Raw genomic sequence first — 13,698 nt, forward strand, 5'->3', positions numbered from 1 at the left:
CGGTGTCACCCGTCCAGGTCGACGGCGGAGCCGGTCTCGACGCTGCGGATGGCGGCGAGTGCGATCGACAGCGCGGTTCGGGCGTCCCGGCCTGTGACGACGGCCGGTGTGTGGGTGCGGATCGCGTCGACGAAGGCGGTCAGTTCCCCCACGTACGCGGAGTGCAGGAGGTCGGTGTCGCGGCGCGCGGTGTCGGCGTGCAGCCCGTCGGGGCCGTAATAGGTCATGTCGGTGCTGAGCCCGCTGCCAGCGGTGACCATGCCGCCGGAGCCGAATACCTCGCCGCGCACGTCGTATCCGTACAGCGCGCTGAAGCTCGCCTCCGCCGTGGCGATCGCACCGTTGTCGAATTGGACGGTCACCACTGCGGTGTCGAGGTGGCCCGCGCTCTTGGCGTCCGGTCGCACCAGGGCGTCGGCGACCGCGTGCACCCGCACCGGGCGGGCGCCGGGGTTGAGGAAGCAGAGCGTGTCGAAGTCGTGAATGAGCGTTTCGAGGAAGATCGTCCACTGCGGAACGCGTGCCGGATCGGCGGTGTACGGCCCGGGGTCGCGGGTCAGCGAACGCAGCAACTGCGGGGTTCCGACCTTCTGCGCGTCGATCGCGGCGCGCGCGGCGGCGAATCCGGGAGCGAATCGGCGATTGAACCCGACCTGCAGGACGATGCCGGCGTCGGCGGCCGCCGCGATGGCGCGGTCGGCGTCGGCGAGGGTCACTGCCATCGGCTTCTCGACGAACACGTGCTTGCCGGCGGCCGCGGCCGCGACGACCAGGTCCGTATGACTCCGCGCGGGGGCGGTGATCAGCACCGCATCGACCTCGTCGCTGGTGAGGACGTCGTCGACGGTCGTGGTGGCGAACGGCGCCCCCAACGCGGTGGCGAGACGCTGCGCGGACTCGCCGACCGGGTCGCTGACCGCGACGAGCGACGCCCCGGGAACCAGACGGGCCACGATCTCCGCGTGATTCGACCCGATGCGCCCGGCACCGATCAACGCGATGCGTACCGGGTGGGAAGCGGGCGCCGTCGAGTGGACGGTTGCGGCTTCGGTGAGTGACATGGGTGCGCTCCAGTGCAGTGGAAGGGGGAGGTCGAGGCGAACTAGTACGTTCTAGTTCTAGACCGTAGAACTCGTGCGATCATTGGTCAAGAGCAGCTTCGAGCGAAACGGCACGGGGCCCGGAAGACAGGAGCCGTGCACGTGGTCGAACCGGTGGCGGGATCGACCGGTGGCGCTCGTCCGACAATGGGCGACGTCGCGCGCGCAGCAGGAGTCTCCACAGCGCTCGTCTCGATCGTGATGCGCGGCGTTCCCGGCGCCAGCGAGGCCACTCGCAGGCGGGTGCTCGACATCGCCGACGAGATGGGCTACGTGCCGGATCGGCGCGCACAGAAGTTACGCCAGGCCAGTTCCCGGTTGCTCGGCGTCGTCTTCGAACTGCAGCAGCCGTTCCACGGCGACCTCGTCGAACAGATCTACGCCGCGGCCACCCGCCGGGGATACGACGTGATGCTCAGCGCGGTCGCCCCGAGCCGTGCCGAGAAGGTCGCCGTCCAGGCGCTCATGCGGGAGCGCTGCGAGGCCGCGATCCTCCTCGGCACCCGGTTCGACACCGATGCCCTCGGAGCCCTGGCCGATCGCGTGCCCACCCTCGTCGTGGCGCGCGCAAGCGGCCTGCCCGGAGTCGGTGCCGTGCGGGGCGACGACGTCGCCGGAATCACCCTGGCCGTCGACCACCTCACCGAACTCGGGCACCGGAACATCGCCCACATCGACGGCGCCGACGCGCCCGGCGGCGCCGACCGGCGGACCGGTTTCCTGGCCGCGATGCACCAGCACGGACTGTCGGCTTCGGCAACGGTCGTGGCGGGCGGCACGACGGAAACCGAAGGCGCAGAAGGCATGCACAAACTTCTGGAACTGCCCACTCCCCCGACCGCCGTCGTCGCCTTCAACGACCGATGCGCCACCGGCGTGCTCGACCTACTGGTCCGCCGTGGCCGGGACGTGCCCGCGGACATCTCCGTCGTGGGCTACGACGACTCCCGCCTGGCGCGGATTCCGCACGTGCAGATGACGACGATCTCGCAGGACGCCACACACATGGCCGAAGCCGCCGTCGACGGAGCGCTGGCTCAGATCGCCGGCGACAAGGCGGTCGACCTCGTGCTCGCGCCGCACCTCGTTCGCCGCGCGACCACCGGCCCTGTCGCACACCACGACTGAGGTCAGGAGCCTGCGTAAATGATGTCGAGATTGCGACCGATGAGCATCAGAGTGGGCCCAAGCGGGCCCTGAGCAGGCAGAACTCATTGCCTTCGGGGTCGGCCAGGACATGCCACTGCTCCTGCCCTGTCTGGCCGATGTCGGCCGGGCGCGCACCGAGCTTCAGAAGGCGGTCGAGCTCGCGTCCTGATCGCGGTCGGTGGCGTTGACGTCGATGTGCAGCCGGGATTTCCCCTTCTCCGGCTCATCCCTGCGGCTGAGGATGATCGTCGGCTGCGGACCGCCGAACCCTTCACGCGGTCCGATCTCCAGCGAGCCGTCCTCCTCGCGATCGAGCACGACGAAGTCGAGGACCTCGCACCAGAACCGCGCCAGCACCTCAGGGTCGCGGCAACCGAGCACGAGCTCACTGATACGACATGCCATCAGCGACACCTGCTCTCAGCACGGCCGTCGGCCATGCGGTAGGGAAACCGACTTCGAGACACGACACAGATCTGCCGGATACTAGGCCGACGACCAGACACCGAGCTCGTTGCCACTCGGATCGGTGAAGTGGAAGCGGCGCCCGCCGGGAAAGTCGTACGGGCCGTTGACGACGGTGCCGCCGGCCGCCCGCACCGCATCCACCGACGCGTCGAGATCCACCGAGTACAGCAGCACCAGCGGCCCGCCTGCCGGCTTCCGTTCCGGCACCTGCAGCAGGCCGCCGACCTCCTCACCGTCCGCACCGACGATGCCTGCGTACTGCGGGCCGTAGGAGTTGAACTCCCAGCCGAATGCCGAGCGGTAGAACGCTTCCGCGTCCGCGAGGTCCGTGACCGACAACTCCACGTAGTTCAGTCGATGATGATCTGCGGCAGAAGGTGACATGCCGGAACTCTAGCCGGAATCGGCTCCTCGATCAGGAGTTCGGTCGGCGAGAAGCATGTTCACGAAACCGCGGGTGCTCGCCGTCTGGGGTCGGCCGGCGACCTGGACGAGTGAAATGGTGCGTTCGACCGTCGGCTGCAGCGGTATGTGGACGAGACCGGCGAACGAGATCATGGGAAGCACGAGTTCGGGCACCGCGGTGACACCGAGCCCGGCCGCCGCCAATCCCGCTACCGCGCCGATGTTCTGCGCCTGCATGACGGGTCCGAGTTCGATGCGTGCGTCCTCGACGGCCCGGCGGACGGGCGCCGCGATGCTGCTCTCGGGTCCGAACGCGATGAACGGTTGTCCGGCGAGATCCGACCACCGGAGTACCGGCCGATCGGCGAACGGATGTGTCGGCGCGACGGCGCAATAGAAGGAGTCGCTCGTCAGAACGTCCTGTTGCAGGCCGGGCAGAATCCCCGAGGTGGTGACCAGGGCGAGGTCGACCGTGCCCGAGTACACGGCGTCGAGAACCTCCTGCCGCAGTCCGTCCCGTATCTGGAGGCGCACGTCGGGATGCTGCTCGCGGAAGCTCACCACGTACGGGGGAAGGAACGTGGCCGCGAGCGAGGGCAGGCATGCCACCGTCACGATTCCGCGGTCACCGGTGACGAATCGTTCGATCTGTGTGAGCCCGTCGTCGAAGTCGTGGAGCATCCGCCGGGCGTGCTCGATGATCTCGTGCCCGTGCGTGGTCAGCTCGACACGGCGAGTGGTGCGTTCGAACAGCGTGACGTCGAGTCGGCGCTCGGCCTCGGCGACCGAGCGGCTCAGCGAGGACTGAGACACGTCGAGTGCGTGGGCCGCCGAGGTGAAGCTCGCGTAGTCGGCGATGGCGACGATGCTCCTCAGGTGAGAAATCCCGAGATTGATGCTCATGCGCATCAGTATGGCCGGTATTGATGCGCTAGGTATTCATGAGTTCAACTCATGAATCGATCATTCATTGATATTTGACCCGCAATTATGAGGCACGCGACACTGAGACTCCATTTCGAAGGAGGTCACATGGTTGCCGCGCTCGGGTTCGCCACGATCGCTTGTTTCCTGGCGCTGGCGTTCAGCCGTCGGGTCTCGGTGCTGGTCGCACTGATCCTCGTTCCCGTCGCGTTCGCGATCGTGGGCGGATGGGCACCCGACCTCGGGGAGATGGTGGGCGACGGTCTGCTGAAGGTCGCGCCCGTCGCCATCATGATCGCCTTCGCTGTCCTGTATTTCAGTCTGATGGTCGACGTGGGACTGTTCGACCCGGCGATCCGCCGGATCGTCCGGTGGGCAGGCGGCAATCCCACCAAGATCGCCGTCGGAACCGCGGTGCTGACCCTGCTCGTCGCGCTCGACGGCGACGGAACCTCGACCTTCCTGATCACCATCTCGGCGTTGCTGCCCCTCTACCAGAAGCTCGGGATGCGCCCGGTCGTCCTGACCGGCATCGTCTGCCTGGCGGCGGGGCTGATGAACATGATTCCGTGGGGCGGCCCGACCGTCCGCGCCATGGCCGCGCTCGACCTGACCAGCGCCGACATCTTCACGCCGGTCCTGCCCGCGATGGGGGCCGGGGTCCTGTGGGTCCTGTTCGCCGCCTACATGATCGGCCGCGTGGAACGTAAACGGCTCGGTGTCACCGAACTGGCCTCTCCCGGCGGCGGTGGTCCCGGCACGCCGCACGTGTCCGACGCGCCGGTGCGCACCGGTCGCCAGCGGGCGGTGATGGCGTTCAATACCGTGCTCACCCTCGTTCTGATCGTGATCCTGCTGTTCCAGTTCGTGCCGCTGGAGGTGGCATTCGCCATCGCATTCGCACTCGCGCTCGCCGTCAACCGCCCCAAGTGGGACGACCAGCAGGCCCTGTTCGCGAAGCACGGCGGCAACGTCACCATGGTGGTGGCGATGATCCTCGCGGCAGGCGTGCTCACCGGAATCCTCAACGGCACCGGGATGATCACCGCGATGGCGCAGACCTTCGTCTCGTGGATTCCGCAGTCCGCCGGCTCCCTGATCCCCGTCATCACCGCCGTCACGTCGATGCCGCTCAGCCTAGTCTTCACCCCGGACGCCTACTACTTCGGCGTCGTACCGGTGCTCGCGGAAACCACCGCATCGTTCGGAGGCGACCCCGCGGAGATCGGCCGCGCCGCCATCCTCGGCCAGATGACCACCGGATTCCCGCTCAGCCCGCTGACCGCCGCGACGTTCATCCTGATCGGACTGAGCAAGGTAGACCTCGGCAAGCACCAGCGGTTCATCTTCGGCTGGGCCTTCGGAACCACGATCGTGATGACCGTCATGGCGCTGCTCACCGGTGCCATCTCGCTGTAATCGTCCGCGACACCACCGCAGGCCGGCCCACCCACCACACGTCGAACAAGCAAAGGACTTCGAGCCCGTGACACCATCGAGCACCCGCGGCAGCGCTTCGCGGAGCGTGCGACTCGGCGCCGGATCCGGGTTCTCCGGGGATCGCATCGACCCCGCCGAGAAACTCGCCCGGCACGCCGACCTCGACTGCCTGATCTTCGAATGCCTCGGCGAACGCACCGTTGCCGCCGGAAACTCTCGCCGACTCGAGAACCCGGACGAAGGATACGATCCGCTCCTCGGCGCACGCATGCGCGCGGTTCTCCCGCACACGCTCGCGTCCGGGACCACGGTGATCACCAATGCCGGTGCCGCGAACCCTCTCGCCGCTGCCGAATTGGTCTCCGACATCGCGTCCCGGTCCGCCGACCGGCAGGTGCGCGTCGCTGCCGTCACGGGCGACGCGGTGCTCGAGCAGGTGCTGGGGCACGACCCCGTCGTGTGGGAAACCGGGAAACGCCTGTCGGAGCACGACGAGGAACTCGTCTCCGCGAACGCGTACATCGGCGCGGAGGCCGTGATCCCCGCACTCGAACTGGACGCCGACGTCGTCGTCACCGGGCGTCTGGCCGACCCCTCCCTCTACGTCGCCCCACTCGCCCACCACTTCGGATGGGACCTGGCCAACCACGAAACCATCGGCGCCGCAACCGCGATCGGGCACCTGCTCGAATGCGCCGGGCAACTCACGGGCGGGTACTACGCGGATCCCGTCACCAAACCGGTGAAGGGTATGGCCGATCTCGGTTTCCCGTTCGCCGACGTCCTCGCCGACGGATCGGCGACCTTCGGCAAACTCGACGGATCCGGCGGGCTACTCACCGAACGAACCTGCGCCGAGCAACTCCTGTACGAGGTGGGAGATCCCACGTCGTACCTGACCCCGGACGTCACCGCGGACTTCGGCAACGTGTCGTTCACCAGCGTCGGACCCGACCGGGTCGCCATCGCGGGTGCGACGGGGCGCCCCCGACCACAGCAGCTGAAGGTCACCCTCGGGTTCCGTGGCGGCTGGCTCGGTGAGGGGCAGATCAGTTACGCGGGACCGCGCGCCTATCCCCGTGCCCAGCTCGCCGCGGACATCGTCACCGAACGTCTCGCCGACGTGCACGGCTTCGCCGAGGGCGCCGTCTCGGTCGAATACATCGGCGCCGGTGCCGCTTTCCGCGGACTCGATACGGACACCGCTGCCCACGAGGTGCGCGTGCGGGTCACCGCCCGCGCACGCACCCGCGAGGAAGCCGACCTCGTCGGCTGGGAGGTGGAAAGCCTGTACACCAACGGACCGGCCGGTGGCGGCGGCGCCCGGCGGTCGTCGACCGAGGTGCTCGCGATCCGCTCGTGCACCCTCCCCCGCGATCTCGTGTCCACCCGGGTGCATCTGACGGAGGTTTCGACATGACCACGCCCGCAACTGTTCAGAAGATCGATAGCCTTGCCGACGTCCGCGCCGGCGACAAGGGGGACACGCTCATCCTCGCTGTGCTGGCCCGGGACAGCGCCGCCTACCGGCATCTCACGGAGAGACTGACCGAGAACGTCGTCGCCGCCCACTACGGTGAGCTGATCACCGGACCGGCCCGGCGCACCTGCCAGCCGAACCTGATGGCGATGGTGTTCGAGTTGCCCGGCGTCCTCGGCGGCGGCGTGACGGGCTCACCCGCACTCGACGGACACGGCAAGACGCTGGGCTACCACCTGCTGAGCCTCGAAATCTGACGGGCTACGCGGGATTCCGGTTCCGAGAGGCTGCCAGGGTAGCGGCGAGCGCCTGACGATCGAGCTTGCCGCGCGGTGTGCGCGGCAAGCTGTCGACCGCGAGAACCTGAACCGGCATGCTGGGGCTGGGTAACGTGGCGCGCAGGTGCCGCCAGATCTCGGTGGAACTCGGCCCGTCGCCGTCCACCACGATCGCGGCGGCCGGTGCCTCGCCCATCCGGCTGTCCGGTACTCCGATGCACGCAGCCTCCGAGATCCCGGGAAGCGCGGTCAACGCCGCCTCGATGGCGGCGGGTTCCACATTGAGTCCCGCCCGGATCACCGTGTCGCTGTCCCGGCCGAACAACTGCAGGCTGTTGCCCGCCACGCGGCCGCGGTCCCCCACCGTCATCCACCCGTCGGCGGGGCCGTTCACCACGCCGTCCTCGGTGAGGTAGCCGTCGAACAGCATGTCGCTGCGCACGTGGACCAGGCCCTCGCGGATCTCTGCGTCGACGCCGTCGAACAGTTCGCCTACCGCATGCTCGTCGGCGGCGCCGAGACCCCGGTCGAACGACACGAAGCTCAGTTCGGATGCGCCGTAGAAGTGCACGAGCGACGCATTCGGCAACACCTCCTGCAACGCCTGACGTCCCGTCCGCGGCCACCGGGCCGCCGAGGACAGCACCTCGCGGACGCTTCCGACCGGACCGATCTCCGACCGCACCACATCCCACGCGATGGTGGGTACCGAGTACAGATGTGTCGCCGCGTCGCGCAGCGAGTGCGTGACCGGGCGCAGATCCACCGTCGCCCCGCAAGTGAGGCCGTGCAGCGCTCCGTACAGGAAATGCGTGTGGTCGAGCACTCCGGGCACCGCCACGCGATCCCCGCTGCCGATGTCGAACGTCGCGTCCGAGCGGTCGAGGGTCGTGGCCCACGATCGCTGGTTGCGCACGAACAGCTTCGGCTCACCGGTGGTGCCGGACGTGATGCCGACCAGCAGTTCGGTGTCGGGACGCGCCCGGTCCGCGGCGCCGTCGGATTCGAGGCTCTCCGCCGTCTCGACGGTCCCGTCGAATCCCAGTCTCCGCAACCTGGCGTGCTGGTGCGACGCGGCCACCACGGCGCCGGGTTTCGCGAGTTCGAGCACCCGCGTCAGCTGCGCGGGCAGGAGATGCCGATGCAGCAGCACGACGCTGACTCCCGCGTGCATCGCCGCCGTCACCGCGACCAGCGACCCGACATCCGACGTCGGCAGCACCGCCACCCGGTTCATCCCGTCGAGCCCGGCGGCGGTACGAGCGACCTGCGACCAGAACCGGCCGTAGTCGACGGTCTCGCGCGCGGACACGACCGCTGTCGTCTCCGGGTTCTCGGCGGCCCGTCGAGCGACACGCTCGGCGAGCAGCTCAGTCATCGTCCACTCCCCGTGCGACGAGGGCGTCGCCCATCGCATCCGCGGTCCGGAGTGCACGCACCAGAACCGGGGTGGCCAGCGCCGTCATCGACCATTGCAACCCGCGCGCCTTCCGTGCCTGCGCCACCTCCTGCACGATCCCGGTCAGCAGCGGGATACACCGGATCGCCAACGCGAGCAGGAGCCCGATCCGGTCCGGATCGACCCCGAACCTCCGCAGGGGCCCGAGTGCGCGCGACACCGTGTCGAGCATGTCGGTGACCCGGGTGGTGAGCGTGACCAACGCGGCGAGCGCCACCGAGATCAGGAGCACCCCGCACACGACGACCGCCCGCGCGGGCGATGTGATCAGCACCTGGAACACGGCGATGATCAACAACATCCACACCACCGGACGCAACTGCGCCACGGCGACCCGCCACGGAATGGAGGCCACCGCGAACAGCAGGCCCACCACCAGGACGACGACGCCGACCTCGAGCGGGGTGCGCACGAACACCGTAGCCATGACGATCGACGCGATCAACAGCAGCAGTTTCAGCCCGGCGGGCATCCTGTGCAGGAGCGAGTCGCCCGGGCGGTACAGGCCGATCATTCGACCAACTGCCGGTACGCCGGGACGGCGTCGTCCGGGCTGCCGTCGAACGCGACGAGACCGTCGTCGATGACGATGACCCGTTCGAAACTCTCCAGCAGCGCCAGTTGGTGGGTCACGACGATCACCTGCTGGTCCATCGAATCGAGTGCTTCGGAGACGACGCGCGCGTTCCGCAGATCCAGCAGCGTCGTCGGCTCGTCGGCGATGACCACCTCGGGCCTGCGGATGAGGACGGCGCCGATGGCGAGCAGCTGCTTCTGGCCCCCGGACAGCAGGTGCGCGGGGTGATCGGCGTGCCGGTCGAGCCGGAACCGCACCAGGATCTCCTCGACGCGACCGGCGATCTCCTGTTTGCTCAGACCGGACCGGCGCAGCGAGAACGCCAGGTCCTCGGACACCGTGGGCATGACGATCTGGGTGTCGGGGTCGGTGAACACGAACCCGACCTTGCGGCGCACCTGCGCGCCCTTCCTGGCGGCGTCGACACCGTCGACCGTGACGGTGCCGGAGGTGGGCTTCAGCAACCCGTTGATCATGCGCGCCAGGGTCGACTTGCCGGAACCGTTGGAACCGATGATGCCGACGCGGCGCTCGGAGAAACGCAGGTCGACGCCGCGCAGCACCGGGCGGTCCCCGAAGGCGTGCGTCACCGAATCGAAGACGATCTCACTCACGACACACGCTCCACGAGCATCGCGATGCCCTGTCCGCCGCCGATGGCGCAGGCCGCGAGACCGAGCGCGGGTCCGCCCTCGCGCAGCATCTGACTTGCCAAGCGCACCAACAAGATCGCCCCCGACGCGCCCCACGGGTGCCCCATGGCGATGGCGCCGCCCTGCGGGCAGATCACGGATTCGTCCAGGCCGAGTTCGTCCGACACCGCCAGCACCACCGACGCGAAGGCCTCGGTGATCTCGACGACGCCCAGATCCGCCACGTCGTGTCCGGTCCGCTTCAGGAGTGTGCGGATCGCGGGAACCGGTCCGAGTCCGGGCAGCGCCGGGTCCGATCCCGCGACGGCGGAGCCGAGGATCCGTAACGCAGGCAGTCCGGCGGCCAGCGACTCGGTCGTCACCGCCAGCACGGCGGCACCGTCCGAGATGCCGCAGGAGTTCCCCGCCGTGGCCGTTCCGCCGGCACCGAAACTCGGGCGTAGCCGCGCGAGCCTGGCCTCGGTCATGCCTGCGCGAATGCGCTGGTCCCGCTCGATGTCACCGATCGGCACGATTTCCGACGAGAAGTCGGCGGCTGCGGCGAGCGTGTGCGACCGCGCCGCGTACGCATCCTGCCGCTCACGGCTGATGCCGCGCACCCGCGCGAGATCGTCCGCGGCCGCTCCCATGTCGGGGTCGGGGAAGTCTTGCGGCGCAAAGGGAGCGCGGGTGTAGCGCACCGGATCGGCGCCCGGCACCGGCGGCCAGAACCGCCACGGCGCCGTGCTCGCCGATTCGACGCCCCCGGCCAGAATCAGCTCGTCGGCGCCGCTGCGCACACGGAGCGCGGCCTGCATCACCGCGTCGAGTCCGGAACCGCACTGCCGGTCGACGGTGACACCGGGAACCTCCACACCCATTCCCGCCTGCAGGGCCGCGACCCGTGCCGGATCACCGCCCGGCCCGAGGCAGTTGCCGAGGACGACGTCGTCGACCTCGGCATCGATGCCCGCCCCCCGCAGCGACGTCAGAACCTCGCGCAGCACGGGGGCGGCCAGGTCGGTGGTGGTCAGATCGGCGAACCCGTGCCCGGCATTGCCGATCGGCGTGCGGCGCGGCGCCACCAGAACAGGGACAGAGCTCATGCCAGCCAGTCTCTCACTCGGCCTCGGGCGACTTTGCCACTGGCGGTCCGCGGCATCGCCTCGATCGGCACCCAGCGGCGGGGCAGGGCTTCCTTCGTCAGCGTCCGGCGTGCTCGGGAACGCACCTCACCGATCTCCGCGGTGCCGTCGAGCTCCACCACGGCGGTGACGGTCTCGCCGAGCACCGAATGCGGCGATCCGACGACGGCGGCCGCGGCGACACCGTCGAGCGTCTCGAGGATGCGCTCGACGTCCTCGGCGATCACCGTGGTGCCGCCGACATTGATCGCGGATTCTCCCCGGCCGCGCACCGTCAGCTCGCCGTCGTCACCGAGTTCGGCCAGGTCACCGACGCCGAACCACTCCGGGACTCCGATCACGCTGTACGGCGACCGGACGTACAGCAGACCGTCGCGGATGTCGGCGTCGACGCCGTCCAGCAGCCGGAGCGGTTCGGGCACCCGGCGCGCCGCGACGAGGGAGAGTTCCGCGGCGCCGTAGTACTCGACGATCCCGATGCCGTCCGCCACCGCGCGGGCACCGTCGTCCAGGGCGGTGCCGGCGACGATCGCCGTGCGCAGCTTCGGGGCCTTCCCCACCACCTCACGGAGAACGGCGGGAACGGCGTGCACCACCGTCGCCCGGGACGGGTCGTCGGTGACGCACGCACCTCGCCAGAGTGCGTGCACTGCGCCGAACAGGTGCATCGTGGCGTGCAACGGGCCGGTGATCAGCACGTGGTCGGTCGCTTCGATGCCGGTGATCGCGGTGAAGGCGGGGAAGCTGTCGAACCAGGAGGCCGCGGTGCGCGCGAGCGGACGCGGCCTGCCGGTGGAGCCGGACGTCGCGACCAGCAGAAACGTGGACGGTGGAATCACCGCGCGGTCCGGGCGCGCGTCGGGGTTCTCGACGATCACCGCCGTCCCCTGCCGCGCCGCCGCGCACACGCAGATCAGGGCGTCCGGGACCGGCAGCGTCGACGCGTCGTAGGCAGGCGCACCCGGGCCGTGCTCGAGGATCCATCGGTCGATGGCACGGTCGAGTTCGGCGTACGTGTAGGTGCGGTCTTCGAAGTCGAGAGCAGGCTGATCGCCGGAGCCGCCGAGTTCGGAACTCACGTACGGATCAGGCCGGGGTACGCGCGATGCACGCTCTTGGCGACCACGGTCGCGACGACGACCTTGAGCAGGTCGCCGGGGATGAAGGCGAAGTTGGTGGTGATGGCGGCGCCGACACCCAGATCGGTGCGGAGCAGGAGTCCGACGGTGCCGAAGACGTAGATGACGACGATCCCGCCGAGGGCGTTGATCAGCAGACCGAGCGCGATCGGGTACTTCGGCAGGATCCGAGCGGTGAGGAGACCGATGATCAGCGTCGCGGGAATCCAGCCGATGAGGTACCCGGCACTGGGGCCTGCGAGCGCGGTCAGTCCGGTGCGGCCACCGGACAGCAGGGGCAGGCCGATCAGGGTCAGTGCGATGAAGACCGCGACGGCGGCTGTGCCCTTGCGAGCGCCGAGCACCGCGCCGGCGAGGATGACGCCGAGCGTCTGCAGTGTGATCGGCACTCCGCTGAAGCCGACCGTGATGGCGCCGGGCAGACCCAGCGCCGCGATCAGCGCGGCGAACACCGCGATCTGCGCCATGTCCCGCGCTGAAATACCGAGCCTCGACACCCGAGCACTCTCGACACCTGCCATGACGACTCCTCTTGCTTCAAACTTGAACGACGTTCAAGGTATCAGGTCGGCGCGGACAACGGTGCGGCAGACTCCGCGACGTCGCCCTCGTCGGACGTCGTGCGCGCCCCGGCCCGCGCTGCTCCGATCCCCGCCACGACGACGAAACAGATCCCGGCCACGGCCGCGTGGTCCGGAACCTGATGCAACACGACGAGCCCGATGATCAACGCGAACGCCGGTTCGAGGCTCATCAGGGTCCCGAACGCCGCCGTGTTCAGCCGGCGCAGGGCGAGCATCTCCAGCGTGAACGGCACGACCGGCAGCAGTATCGCCAAACCCAGCCCGATGATCAACAGGTCCGGCGTCATCTTTCCGAGCATCGACGGTCCACCCACCGCAGTCGCGACCAGCCCGGCGACGGGCATGGACACCGCGAGCCCGTTGAGACCGGCCACCTCGTCGCCCACGCGCTGGGTGAGCACGATGTAGAGGGCCCAGCATGCGGCCGCGCCCAGTGCGAACAGGATTCCGACCGGGTCGACGCCGCTGGCCCAGGGTTGCGTCAGCAGCAGCACCCCGACGGCCGCCAGCGCCGGCCACTTCAGGCGACCGCGTCCGTGCAGAACAGCGACGCCGAGGGGCCCGAGGAACTCCAGCGCGCTGGCGGTTCCCAGCGGGATCCGGTCCACCGCGGCCATGAACAGCAGGGTGACCGCCGCCGTGACCACTCCGAGCAGGACACACGCGCCGAGGGACGAACGCGTGAACGCCTTCGGACGAGGCCGCACGATCACGGCCAGCAACACCCCCGCCCATGCCAGGCGCAACCAGGCGGCGCCCTCGGCGCCGACGCGTTCGGACACGCCGACGGAGATCGCGAGTCCGCTCTGCACGCACAGCATCGAGGTCAGCGCCATCGTCGCGCCGACGTGGGTCGAGTTCCTCGTCATGTCTGTATTGAAGGCCACCTCGACCGTTCACGTCCACGTGACTTTCATG

14 protein-coding genes and 1 pseudogene are annotated in these 13,698 nt (G+C 69.1%); 4 read left to right on the forward strand and 11 right to left on the reverse strand.

Translation table 11 applies throughout. From position 1 onward, the window contains the following. Positions 1-5: 5 nt before the first annotated feature. Positions 6-1,061 carry a Gfo/Idh/MocA family oxidoreductase gene (locus GO592_RS23335; RefSeq protein ID WP_007299138.1) on the reverse strand — a complete coding sequence of 352 codons (1,056 nt, stop codon included), beginning with the start codon at positions 1,059-1,061 and terminating at the stop codon, positions 6-8. A 141-nt stretch (positions 1,062-1,202) separates the two neighbouring features. Here GO592_RS23335 and GO592_RS23340 point away from each other — a divergent pair, with 141 nt between their 5' ends. Beyond that, positions 1,203-2,228, forward strand: a complete 1,026-nt coding sequence (locus tag GO592_RS23340) for a LacI family DNA-binding transcriptional regulator (RefSeq protein ID WP_007299139.1) — start codon at positions 1,203-1,205, stop codon at positions 2,226-2,228. Between the two features lie 46 nt (positions 2,229-2,274). On the opposite strand, the pseudogene GO592_RS23345 reads toward GO592_RS23340, so the two are convergent. The 3 genes and pseudogenes from GO592_RS23345 to GO592_RS23355 all read right to left on the reverse strand — a co-directional run bounded on the left by GO592_RS23345 (position 2,275) and on the right by GO592_RS23355 (position 4,031). Continuing rightward, a pseudogene (locus GO592_RS23345) lies at positions 2,275-2,654 on the reverse strand (VOC family protein). Positions 2,655-2,735: 81 nt separating this feature from the next. After that, a complete protein-coding gene (locus tag GO592_RS23350) occupies positions 2,736-3,101 on the reverse strand; it encodes a VOC family protein (RefSeq protein ID WP_039952164.1) in 366 nt (121 codons plus the stop codon). 9 nt (positions 3,102-3,110) lie between these two features. Then, positions 3,111-4,031, reverse strand: coding sequence for a LysR family transcriptional regulator (locus GO592_RS23355; protein WP_005258441.1), 921 nt, complete (start codon positions 4,029-4,031; stop codon positions 3,111-3,113). 123 nt (positions 4,032-4,154) lie between these two features. Here GO592_RS23355 and GO592_RS23360 point away from each other — a divergent pair, with 123 nt between their 5' ends. The 3 genes from GO592_RS23360 to GO592_RS23370 all read left to right on the forward strand — a co-directional run bounded on the left by GO592_RS23360 (position 4,155) and on the right by GO592_RS23370 (position 7,223). Further along, positions 4,155-5,465, forward strand: coding sequence for a CitMHS family transporter (locus GO592_RS23360; RefSeq protein ID WP_007299142.1), 1,311 nt, complete (start codon positions 4,155-4,157; stop codon positions 5,463-5,465). A gap of 67 nt (positions 5,466-5,532) precedes the next feature. After that, positions 5,533-6,906: an acyclic terpene utilization AtuA family protein gene (locus tag GO592_RS23365; protein ID WP_039952166.1), complete on the forward strand. Its 1,374-nt coding sequence runs from the start codon at positions 5,533-5,535 to the stop codon at positions 6,904-6,906. Continuing rightward, complete coding sequence (locus GO592_RS23370) at positions 6,903-7,223, forward strand: AtuA-related protein (protein WP_007299144.1); 321 nt, start codon at positions 6,903-6,905, stop codon at positions 7,221-7,223. The genes GO592_RS23365 and GO592_RS23370 overlap by 4 nt, the downstream gene beginning before the upstream one ends. Positions 7,224-7,227: 4 nt before the next feature. Here the strand turns inward: GO592_RS23370 and GO592_RS23375 are convergent, their stop codons facing one another. Genes GO592_RS23375 through GO592_RS23405 form a run of 7 tightly spaced genes read right to left on the reverse strand, consistent with a single transcriptional unit; the run spans position 7,228 to position 13,649 of the window. Beyond that, complete coding sequence (locus GO592_RS23375; protein ID WP_007299145.1) at positions 7,228-8,622, reverse strand: AMP-binding protein; 1,395 nt, start codon at positions 8,620-8,622, stop codon at positions 7,228-7,230. Continuing rightward, a complete protein-coding gene (locus tag GO592_RS23380) occupies positions 8,615-9,217 on the reverse strand; it encodes an energy-coupling factor transporter transmembrane component T family protein (RefSeq protein WP_007299146.1) in 603 nt (200 codons plus the stop codon). Before GO592_RS23380 ends, GO592_RS23375 begins: the two co-directional genes overlap by 8 nt. Beyond that, a complete protein-coding gene (locus GO592_RS23385; RefSeq protein ID WP_005258449.1) occupies positions 9,214-9,894 on the reverse strand; it encodes an energy-coupling factor ABC transporter ATP-binding protein in 681 nt (226 codons plus the stop codon). The genes GO592_RS23380 and GO592_RS23385 overlap by 4 nt, the downstream gene beginning before the upstream one ends. After that, a complete protein-coding gene (locus GO592_RS23390; protein WP_039952168.1) occupies positions 9,891-11,018 on the reverse strand; it encodes a thiolase family protein in 1,128 nt (375 codons plus the stop codon). The genes GO592_RS23385 and GO592_RS23390 overlap by 4 nt, the downstream gene beginning before the upstream one ends. Beyond that, positions 11,015-12,136, reverse strand: coding sequence for a class I adenylate-forming enzyme family protein (locus GO592_RS23395; protein WP_007299148.1), 1,122 nt, complete (start codon positions 12,134-12,136; stop codon positions 11,015-11,017). The genes GO592_RS23390 and GO592_RS23395 overlap by 4 nt, the downstream gene beginning before the upstream one ends. Next, positions 12,133-12,717, reverse strand: coding sequence for a biotin transporter BioY (locus tag GO592_RS23400; RefSeq protein WP_007299149.1), 585 nt, complete (start codon positions 12,715-12,717; stop codon positions 12,133-12,135). The genes GO592_RS23395 and GO592_RS23400 overlap by 4 nt, the downstream gene beginning before the upstream one ends. A gap of 41 nt (positions 12,718-12,758) precedes the next feature. Continuing rightward, positions 12,759-13,649: an EamA family transporter gene (locus GO592_RS23405; RefSeq protein WP_007299150.1), complete on the reverse strand. Its 891-nt coding sequence runs from the start codon at positions 13,647-13,649 to the stop codon at positions 12,759-12,761. Positions 13,650-13,698 lie beyond the last annotated feature (49 nt).

The sequence above is a fragment of the Rhodococcus sp. 21391 genome, from assembly GCF_016772255.1.
GTDB classification, from domain to species: Bacteria; Actinomycetota; Actinomycetes; order Mycobacteriales; family Mycobacteriaceae; genus Rhodococcus_F; species Rhodococcus_F opacus.

Bases quoted from the DNA above. Each gene is read 5' to 3' on its own strand.
- GO592_RS23355 (WP_005258441.1), bottom strand. From the start codon at position 4,031: ATGCGCATGAGCATCAATCTCGGGATTTCTCACCTGAGGAGCATCGTC.
- GO592_RS23350 (WP_039952164.1), bottom strand. From the start codon at position 3,101: ATGTCACCTTCTGCCGCAGATCATCATCGACTGAACTACGTGGAGTTG.
- GO592_RS23380 (WP_007299146.1), bottom strand. From the start codon at position 9,217: ATGATCGGCCTGTACCGCCCGGGCGACTCGCTCCTGCACAGGATGCCC.
- GO592_RS23370 (WP_007299144.1), top strand. From the start codon at position 6,903: ATGACCACGCCCGCAACTGTTCAGAAGATCGATAGCCTTGCCGACGTC.
- GO592_RS23375 (WP_007299145.1), bottom strand. From the start codon at position 8,622: ATGACTGAGCTGCTCGCCGAGCGTGTCGCTCGACGGGCCGCCGAGAAC.
- GO592_RS23400 (WP_007299149.1), bottom strand. From the start codon at position 12,717: ATGGCAGGTGTCGAGAGTGCTCGGGTGTCGAGGCTCGGTATTTCAGCG.
- GO592_RS23360 (WP_007299142.1), top strand. From the start codon at position 4,155: ATGGTTGCCGCGCTCGGGTTCGCCACGATCGCTTGTTTCCTGGCGCTG.
- GO592_RS23335 (WP_007299138.1), bottom strand. From the start codon at position 1,061: ATGTCACTCACCGAAGCCGCAACCGTCCACTCGACGGCGCCCGCTTCC.
- GO592_RS23405 (WP_007299150.1), bottom strand. From the start codon at position 13,649: ATGACGAGGAACTCGACCCACGTCGGCGCGACGATGGCGCTGACCTCG.
- GO592_RS23390 (WP_039952168.1), bottom strand. From the start codon at position 11,018: ATGAGCTCTGTCCCTGTTCTGGTGGCGCCGCGCCGCACGCCGATCGGC.